The sequence below is a fragment of the Pseudoflavonifractor sp. SW1122 genome, assembly GCF_012027765.1.
GTDB lineage: Bacteria > Bacillota > Clostridia > Oscillospirales > Oscillospiraceae > Enterenecus > Enterenecus faecium.
The window spans coordinates 19,656-28,291 of sequence record NZ_SJOS01000032.1 but is presented as its reverse complement, the minus strand read 5'-3'; the positions used below and the strand labels follow the sequence as shown (position 1 = coordinate 28,291).

At 61.7% G+C, this 8,636-nt stretch carries 5 protein-coding genes; all 5 read left to right on the top strand.

The window, feature by feature from the left end; translation table 11 throughout:
• Window positions 1–399: 399 nt before the first annotated feature.
• Window positions 400–3,048, top strand: coding sequence for a calcium-translocating P-type ATPase, PMCA-type (locus tag E0L15_RS08420; RefSeq protein ID WP_168125247.1), 2,649 nt, complete (start codon window positions 400–402; stop codon window positions 3,046–3,048).
• A 149-nt stretch (window positions 3,049–3,197) separates the two neighbouring features.
• Window positions 3,198–4,457 carry an acetyl-CoA C-acetyltransferase gene (locus E0L15_RS08415; RefSeq protein ID WP_168125246.1) on the top strand — a complete coding sequence of 420 codons (1,260 nt, stop codon included), beginning with the start codon at window positions 3,198–3,200 and terminating at the stop codon, window positions 4,455–4,457.
• Between the two features lie 259 nt (window positions 4,458–4,716).
• Complete coding sequence (locus E0L15_RS08410; RefSeq protein WP_168125245.1) at window positions 4,717–6,063, top strand: butyryl-CoA:acetate CoA-transferase; 1,347 nt, start codon at window positions 4,717–4,719, stop codon at window positions 6,061–6,063.
• A 1,083-nt stretch (window positions 6,064–7,146) separates the two neighbouring features.
• Entirely contained in the window at window positions 7,147–7,899 is a 753-nt protein-coding gene (locus E0L15_RS08405) for a peptidylprolyl isomerase (protein WP_168125244.1), read from the top strand.
• 1 nt (window position 7,900) lies between these two features.
• Window positions 7,901–8,347, top strand: a complete 447-nt coding sequence (locus E0L15_RS08400) for a nucleoside deaminase (RefSeq protein WP_168125243.1) — start codon at window positions 7,901–7,903, stop codon at window positions 8,345–8,347.
• Window positions 8,348–8,636: the final 289 nt, after the last annotated feature.

Below are 8,636 nucleotides of genomic sequence, written 5' to 3'. Positions count from 1 at the left end.
ATGAAGAATGCAGTCCCAAAACATTGCCGCATTTCTTGGTTTGCTATGCGTAGGGGAGGGGCTTGCCCCTCCCGCAGCTCCCCTGGCATTGCCCTGGGTTTTCGGGCCGGGCAAGCCCGGCCCCTACGGCGGTCTGCCGGGGACTGTGTTCCCTTATAAAATCCGTGCCGCAGGCACACCATACTTATTCACTATTCACTCTTCACTATTCATTGCCCCTTCCCCCTCGCCATTTTTCCCTTGCACTCACTGTGTGCCCCTGATACAATGCACCCACAAAAGACGTGCAGCGGGCACAGAGAACAGAAAAATATAGACCAATCCGCGCAATTTTCGTGCGGATTGGTCTTTTTTTGTCCCCTCCTCCCCTGCACCCGAACAACAAAGGAGTGCATCGTTATGACCCAGTGGTACACCAAAAGCTCGGCCCAGGCCCTCCAGGAGCTGGACACCAACTCCAGCCGGGGCCTGACCTCCACCCAAGCCGCCCAGCGCCTCCAGCAATATGGCCCCAACCAACTGGAAAAGCCCAAACCCACCCCCCTCATTCTGCGCTTTCTCCTCCAGCTCAAAGACCCCATGATCGTGGTGCTCCTCTTCGCCGCCGCCCTCTCCCTCATCTCCACCCACGGCGAGGACTGGATTGAGGCGGTAATCATCCTCCTCATTGTGGTGGTGAATGCGGTGATCTCCATCACCCAGGAGAACAGCGCCCACAGGGCCCTGGAGGCCTTGGAGCAGATGTCCGCCCCCCTGGCCAGGGTGGTGCGGGACGGCCAGACCCTCCGCCTGGACACCCGCCAGCTGGTGCCCGGTGACATCATCCTGCTGGAGGCGGGAGACCTGGTGCCCGCCGATGGCCGCATTTTACACTGTGCCAACCTGAAGGTGGACGAGTCCGCCATCACCGGGGAGTCGGTGCCGGTGTCCAAGGAGTCGGGGGCGGTGCTGGCCGAGGACACCGAGGTGGGAGACCAGTCCAACATGGTCATCTCCTCCACCGTCATCACCAATGGCCGGGCCACCTGCGTGGTCACCGCCACCGGCATGGACACCCAGGTGGGGCGCATCGCCGGAATGCTCCTCAATCAGTCCGACCCCTCCACCCCCCTCCAGCGGAAGATGGGGGAGATCTCCTCCACCCTGTCCTTTGCCTGCCTGGGGGTGTGCGCGGTGATGTTCGGCATCGGCCTTCTCTACCACATCCCCCTGCTGGACATGTTCCTCACCGCCGTGGCCCTGGCGGTGGCCGCCATCCCTGAGGGCCTGCCCGCCATTGTCACCATCGTGCTGGCCCTGGGGGTACAGCGGATGGTGCGCCACCACGCCATTGTGAAAAAGCTCCCGGCGGTGGAGACCTTGGGCTGCGCCGGGGTGATTTGCTCGGACAAGACGGGCACGTTGACCATGAACCGCATGACCGTGGTGCAAATCTGGACCGCCCGGGAAAAGCACCGCCTGGAAGCCCTCATTGTGGGGGCTTTGTGCAACGACGCCACCCTGAACCATGACTCGGACGGGGTGCCCCACCTGCTGGGGGACCCCACCGAGACCGCCCTGGTGGACGCCGCCCTGGAGGAGGGGCTGGACAAGGAGATTTTGGAACAGGAAATGCCACGGGTGGCGGAAATTCCCTTCGATTCCCAGCGAAAACTCATGACCACCGTGCACCCTCTGCGGGGGCGATACCGGGTAATGGTGAAGGGGGCCCCGGATGTGCTCCTGTCCCGGTGCACCCACATTCTCTCTGGGGCCTCGGTGCCCCTGGACGTGCCCACCCTGCGGCAGGTGGAGAGCGCCAACGCCGCCATGGCCCAGAACGCCCTGCGGGTGCTGGGCTGCGCCTACAAGGATGTGGACGTCATCCCGCCGCCCCGGGATATGGAGGCCCTCTTAGAGCACGATCTCACCTTTGTGGGGCTCATGGGCCTCATTGACCCGCCCCGAGTGGAGGTGAAACAGGCGGTGGCCCAGTGCTTTCAAGCGGGGATTCGTCCGGTGATGATCACCGGAGACCACAAACTCACCGCCGTGGCCATCGCCAAGGAGCTGGGCATCTTTCGGGAGGGGGACATGGCCCTCACCGGAGCGGACCTGGACTTTATGCCCCAGGAGATGCTGGAACAGGAGGCGGACAAATTCACCGTGTACGCCCGGGTGTCCCCGGAACACAAAATGCGCATTGTCCAGGCCCTGCAAAACAAGGGATACGTGGTGGCCATGACCGGGGACGGCGTGAATGACGCCCCTGCTCTGAAAGCCGCCGACATCGGCTGCGCCATGGGCATCACCGGCACCGACGTGGCCAAAGGGGCCGCCGACATGATTCTCACCGACGACAACTTTGCCACCATCGTCCACGCCGTGGAGCAGGGCCGGGGCATCTACGCCAACATCAAAAAGTCCATCCACTACCTGCTCTCCTGCAACATCGGGGAGATTTTGACCCTGTTTCTGGCCACCCTCTTCCACTTCCACCAGGCCCCCCTGGTGCCGGTGCAGCTTCTCTGGCTCAATCTGGTCACCGACTCCCTCCCCGCCCTGGCCCTGGGCCTGGAGCCGGTGGAGGCGGACGTGATGGAGAAGCCACCCCGCAAGGCCCACGAGCCCCTGTTCACCCCCGCCTTTACCATCCGGCTTCTCTGGCAGGGGGCGCTGGTGGGGGCGCTGACCCTGCTGGCCTATTTTGTGGGGGAGTACGTGCTGGGCGACCCCACCACCGCCGACGCCACCGCCAACACCATGGCCTTTGCCACCCTCACCTTCTGCCAGCTGTTCCACGCCTTTGACGTGCGCAGCGAGCACCAGTCCCTGCTCTCCCTGGGGGTGTTCACCAACCCCGCCATGAACCAGGCCTTTGTGGTGGGCGCCGCCCTCCAGCTGGCTGTCCTCCTGCTGCCCCCCTTGATGGGGGTGTTTCACGTCACCTTTCTCACCTTCCAGCAATGGCTGGTCGTGGTGATTTTGTCCATAACTCCTGTTGTGGTGACAGAGGTGGAAAAGAGATTTTTTCACTCTTCGTCTAACGTATCCTCTCATTTCGCCTAATTTCCGTGGAAATCCACCAAGCATTTTTCTAATTTTTTCTATGAACTTTACAAAATTGTATTGTTGATTTTTTCACAATCTTCGGGTATAATCGGGGTAACTACGACATCCAAGAAGATCATTTTACATCATACTGGAGGTTACACATCATGAAAGAAGTATACGTGGTCAATTGCTGCCGCACCGCTGTCGGCTCCTTCGGCGGCTCCCTGAAGGACGTGCCCGCCGTGGACCTGGGCGCCACCGTGGTCAAGGAAGTTCTGAACCGTGGCGGCGTGAAGCCCGAGCAGGTGGACGAGGTCATGTTCGGCTGCATCCTCACTGCTGCCCAGGGCCAGAACCCCGCCCGTCAGGTGAGCGTGAAGGCCGGCATCCCCTACTCCGTCCCCGCTTACACCGTGGGCATGGTGTGCGGCTCCGGCATGAAGTCCGTCATCGAGGGCGCTCGCGCCATCCTGGCTGGCGACGCTGACGTGATCGTGGCTGGCGGCACCGAGAACATGTCCGCTGCTCCCTTCGCCCTGCCCAACGAGCGCTGGGGCGCCCGCATGGGTGACAAGAAGGTTGTGGATACCATGATCCGTGACGGTCTGTGGGACGCCTACAACAACTACCACATGGGCACCACCGCCGAGAACATCGCCGACGTGTGGGGCATCACCCGCGAGGAGATGGACGCCTTCGCCGTCAGCTCCCAGAACAAGACCGAGGCTGCTCAGGCCGCTGGCAAGTTCGTGGACGAGATCGTTCCCGTGATGGTGAAGAAGAAGAAGGAAATGGTGGAGTTCAAGGTGGACGAGTTCCCCAAGGCTGGCGTGACCATGGAGTCCGTGGGCAAGCTGCGCGGCGCTTTCCCCGTGGGTCCCGAGGGCGTGGAGGACGAGATCGTCCACACCTTTGAGGTCACTCAGGTCCACGAGGCCGATGCCAAGCAGCACGTGCAGCGCGTGACCGCCGCCAACGCCTCCGGCATCAACGACGGCGCTGCCGCCATCCTGCTGGCCTCCGGTGAGGCTGTGGAGAAGTACGGCCTGAAGCCCATGGCCAAGCTGGTCAGCTGGGGCCAGGGCGGCGTGGATCCCAAGATCATGGGCGTGGGCCCCGTGCCCGCTTCCCGTCAGGCCATGGCCAAGGCCGACCTGAAGATCGAGGACGTGGATCTGGTGGAGGCCAACGAGGCGTTCGCCGCTCAGTCCATCGCTGTGGCTCGTGAGCTGGGCTTCGACATGAGCAAGGTCAACGTCAACGGCGGCGCCATCTCCATCGGCCACCCCGTGGGCGCTTCCGGTGCTCGTATCATCGTCACCCTGCTCCACGAGATGCAGAAGCGTGACGAGGCCAAGCGCGGCCTGGCCACCCTGTGCATCGGCGGCGGCATGGGCGTTGCCACTATCTTTGAAAAGGTGTAATCTTTTTCAATAACATCCGTAGACAAGGGTGTGGGGGATCACCCCACACCCTTGTTTGAGTATTATCCCCTTTGATGGGTACCCCGTGGTAGGGGCCGTGGCTTGCCCGGCCCGTGGTTACCCTGGTATTGCCTTGGGGGATTCGGGAGGGGCAAGCCCCTCCCCTACGCCCAACAAATCCAAATCCGTGCCGCTGGAAGCGGCACACCATAATTCTTCATTATTCATTTTTCATTCTTCATTACTTTGGAGGTATCTTATGAGCTATCAGGAAGAATACCGTCAGAAGCTCACCACCGCGGAAGAGGCGGTGAAGGTGGTCAAGTCCGGGGACTGGGTGGACTACGGCTGGTGTACCAACACCGCCGAGGTGCTGGACCAGGCTCTGGCCGGACGCATGGGTGAGCTGCACGACGTGAAGGTGCGGGGCGGCATCCTGCTGCACATGCCCGCCATCGCCCAGATCGAGAATCCCGCCGAGCACTTCACCTGGAACTCCTGGCACATGTCCGGAGTGGAGCGCAAGCTGGTGAAGATGGGTCTGGCCTACTACGCCCCCATCCGCTACTCCGAGCTGCCCGGCTACTACCGGGACTGCATCGACCCCGTCGACGTGGCCATGTTCCAGGTCGCTCCCATGGACCAGCACGGCTACTTCAACTTCGGCCCCAACGCCTCCCACCTGTATGACATGTGCAAGCGTGCCAAGCACATCATCGTGGAGGTCAACGAGAATATGCCCCGCTGCCTGGGCGGCTACCACACCGGGGTGCACATCTCCCAGGTCAACGCCATTGTGGAGGGCCCCAACGGCCCCATCGGCACCATGCCCGGCCTGAGCGAGCCCTCCGAGATCGACCTGGCGGTGGCCCGTCAGATCGTGGCCGAGATCCCCAACGGAGCCTGCCTCCAGCTGGGTATCGGCTCCATGCCCGGCGCTGTGGGCCAAATGATCGCTCAGTCCGATTTGAAGGACCTGGGCGTGCACACCGAGATGTACGTGGACGCCTTTGTGGCCATGACCAAGGCTGGCAAGATCACCGGCGCCCGGAAGAACTTCGACCAGGGCCGCCAGACCTACGCCTTCGCCGCCGGCACCCAGGAGCTGTACGACTTCCTGGACAACAACCCCGAGTGCATGAACGCACCCGTGGACTACACCAACGACATCGCCCGGATGTCCACCCTGGACAACTTCATCTCCATCAACGGCGCAGTGGACATCGACCTCTTCGGCCAGGTCTCCTCTGAGTCCTCCGGCATCCACCACATCAGCGGCGCTGGCGGTCAGCAGGACTTCGTCATGGGCGCTTACCTCTCCCGTGGCGGCAAGAGCTTCATCTGCTGCTCCTCCACCTTCAAGGATAAGGCCACCGGCGAGGTGAAGTCCCGCATCCGTCCCACCCTCATTGAGGGCTCCATTGCCACCTGCACCCGGAGCAACCTGCACTATGTGGTCACCGAGCACGGCATGTTCAACGTCAAGGGCAAGACCACTTGGGAGCGTGCCGAGGGCCTGATTTCCGTGGCCGATCCCCGCTTCCGGGACGAGCTGATTGCCGCCGCCGAGGCTATGCACATCTGGCGCAAGTCCAACAAGCGGTAAGTTCCCCTTTTCCCATTGCAAGGGCCTGTTGCAGCTGCAACAGGCCCTTGTCTTGCCCTCTCTCCTGGGGAGAGGGGCAACCTGCGAACGGTGGAAGCCTGACCTTCTCCGATTTCCTTGGTGAAAACCAGCGTCCCAGCCGGGGACGCTCCGCTTATGCCCGATTTCTCCCCGATGAGAAATCGGGGAAAGAATCGCTTAGGGCGTTCCCCCCTAAGGACCTCCCTTGGGGTACGAGGCTGGGCCTGCGTCAAAACGAAATTCGGCCCGTCACCCTTGCTGTGGCCCCTGTTTGTGCCACCACACCAGGCTACCCTGGGCAGCTGGCCCTATCACCAGGTGGTTTCCAAGTCCGGGCCTACCTTGGCCAAGCGGCGTTCCCGCCGCCGGGGGTTTTGCTGCACCATCCTGTTGCGCTGCGGTAAGGGCCGTGGCTTGCCCGGCCCGTTGGTTCCCTTGTATTGCCCTGGGGGATTCGGGAGGGGCAAGCCCCTCCCCTACACCCAACAACGCAAGAAATTCGGCAATGTTCAGGGGCTTTTTGCGCCCGGCCCCCGGCAACTGGGAACAGTTGCTGGCCAGGGTAAGGCCCTGGGGGTAGAAGCTGGCACCAACAGAGGAGCAGATATAACCCATAGAATGCAACGCCATCTATGTGACATGAACTAGTCCAGGGACGAAACAAGGAGAACGCAGGGACATCCCGTACCGCGGGGTGGATTCCACAAGGCGGGGGAAGGCCCCGCCTTTGGTGGGTCTTTGGTGACTTTCTGCCCAATCAGAAAGTCACCCTGCGGAGCAAACCCTGGCTGGCAAGCCTGAGACTGTGAGATGAAACGGTCAATCCCTCCGTCTCGTCGGTGCGGACTGTGTATCCCTCGCCTCGCCCCTGAGAGGCGGGACAAGTCTCGCTCACGCCGTCGCACCTCCTCTCCCCACCAAACCCGCTTGCGCTGGGCTTTGGCGGGGGCCCCATCACGCCGGGCCACCTTCCTTTGCACAAGGGAGGCGTTAAGCCCTTCCCTTTCCCCCATTTTTGGTGTACACTGTGGACAGTCTTACACAAGAAAGGAACCTACCATCATGTCTAAGAAAAAGAACAAGAAATCCAATCCCCACTCCGCCCCCCAGGCCAAGGCCAAGCCCACCCAGCCCGCCAAGAAGTCCAATCCCCTGGTGTGGGGCATCGGCGCCATTGTGGTGGTGGCCATCCTCATCATCGCCGCTGTGGTGCTGACCCAGAAGCCCTCCACCACCTCCGGTGCTCAGAACACTGCCAATCCCACCGTCACCACCAGTGCCGACACCTACACCCCGCCCGCTCTGGAGGAGGACGTGACCTACACCGCCCGCATCGACGTGAAGGACTACGGCACCATCACCGTGGAGCTGGACCAGTCCGCCGCCCCCATCACCTGCGCCAACTTCGTGGAGCTGGCCAACAGCGGCTTCTATAACGGCCTGACCTTCCACCGCATCATGGACGGCTTTATGATTCAGGGCGGCGACCCCGAGGGCAACGGCACCGGCGGCTCCGAGCATGAGATCGTGGGCGAGTTCTCCTCCAACGGCTGGGACAACCCCCTGTCCCATAAGCGGGGCACCATCTCCATGGCCCGCTCCAACGACCCCAACTCCGCCAGCTCCCAGTTCTTCATCGTCCATGAGGACTCCACCTTCCTGGACCCCGACTATGCCGCTTTCGGTACCGTCACCGAGGGTATGGACGTGGTGGACGCCATCTGTAAGGACGCCCAGCCCACCGACAACAACGGCACCATTCCCGCCTCGGAGCAGCCCGTCATCAACTCGGTGACCATCCTCACTGACAAGTAACATGACCCACGAGGAATACATGGAGGAGGCCCTGAAGGAGGCCCGTGCCTGCATCCCCCAGGGAGACGTGCCCGTGGGCTGCGTCATCGTCTCCCCAGAGGGAGACATCATTGGCCGGGGCCGCAACCGCCGGGAGGCGGACGGCCTAGCCACCGCCCACGCTGAGGTGGAGGCCATCAACATGGCCTGTGCCGCTGTGGGCTCCTGGCGGCTCACCGGGTGCACCCTGTACGTCACCCTGGAGCCCTGCCCCATGTGCGCCGGGGCCATCATCAATTCCCGCATCGCCTGTGTGCGCTACGGGGCCCGTGAGGACAAATCCGGGTGCTGCGGGTCGGTGCTCAACCTCTTCGAGGAGCGATTCAATCACCACCCCCGCATCTACGGCGGCCTATTGGAAGAGGCCTGCCGGGGGATTTTGGAGGAGTTTTTTTCCACTCTCCGGTGACTTTACAAAGTCTTTGCATCATTTAATACTTTTGTAACAATTGTGCACAAACTTTTGTAATGACTGTTGCGTATCATAACACTTGCAAGAGATATCCTTTCTTTTTCATTCTATCCTCCATCCTTCTAAAAAACCCCGGAGCTTTGCAAGCGGCTCCGGGGCTTTTATTGTTTTCTCTTCCAGAGGGCTGGTTCTTCTCCGATTTGTCTGGAGATGTCCACCGGCCTGGGTGGGGACGCTCCGCTGGGTGGCTTTCTCAACGATGAGAAAGCCACCAAAGAATCGCCAA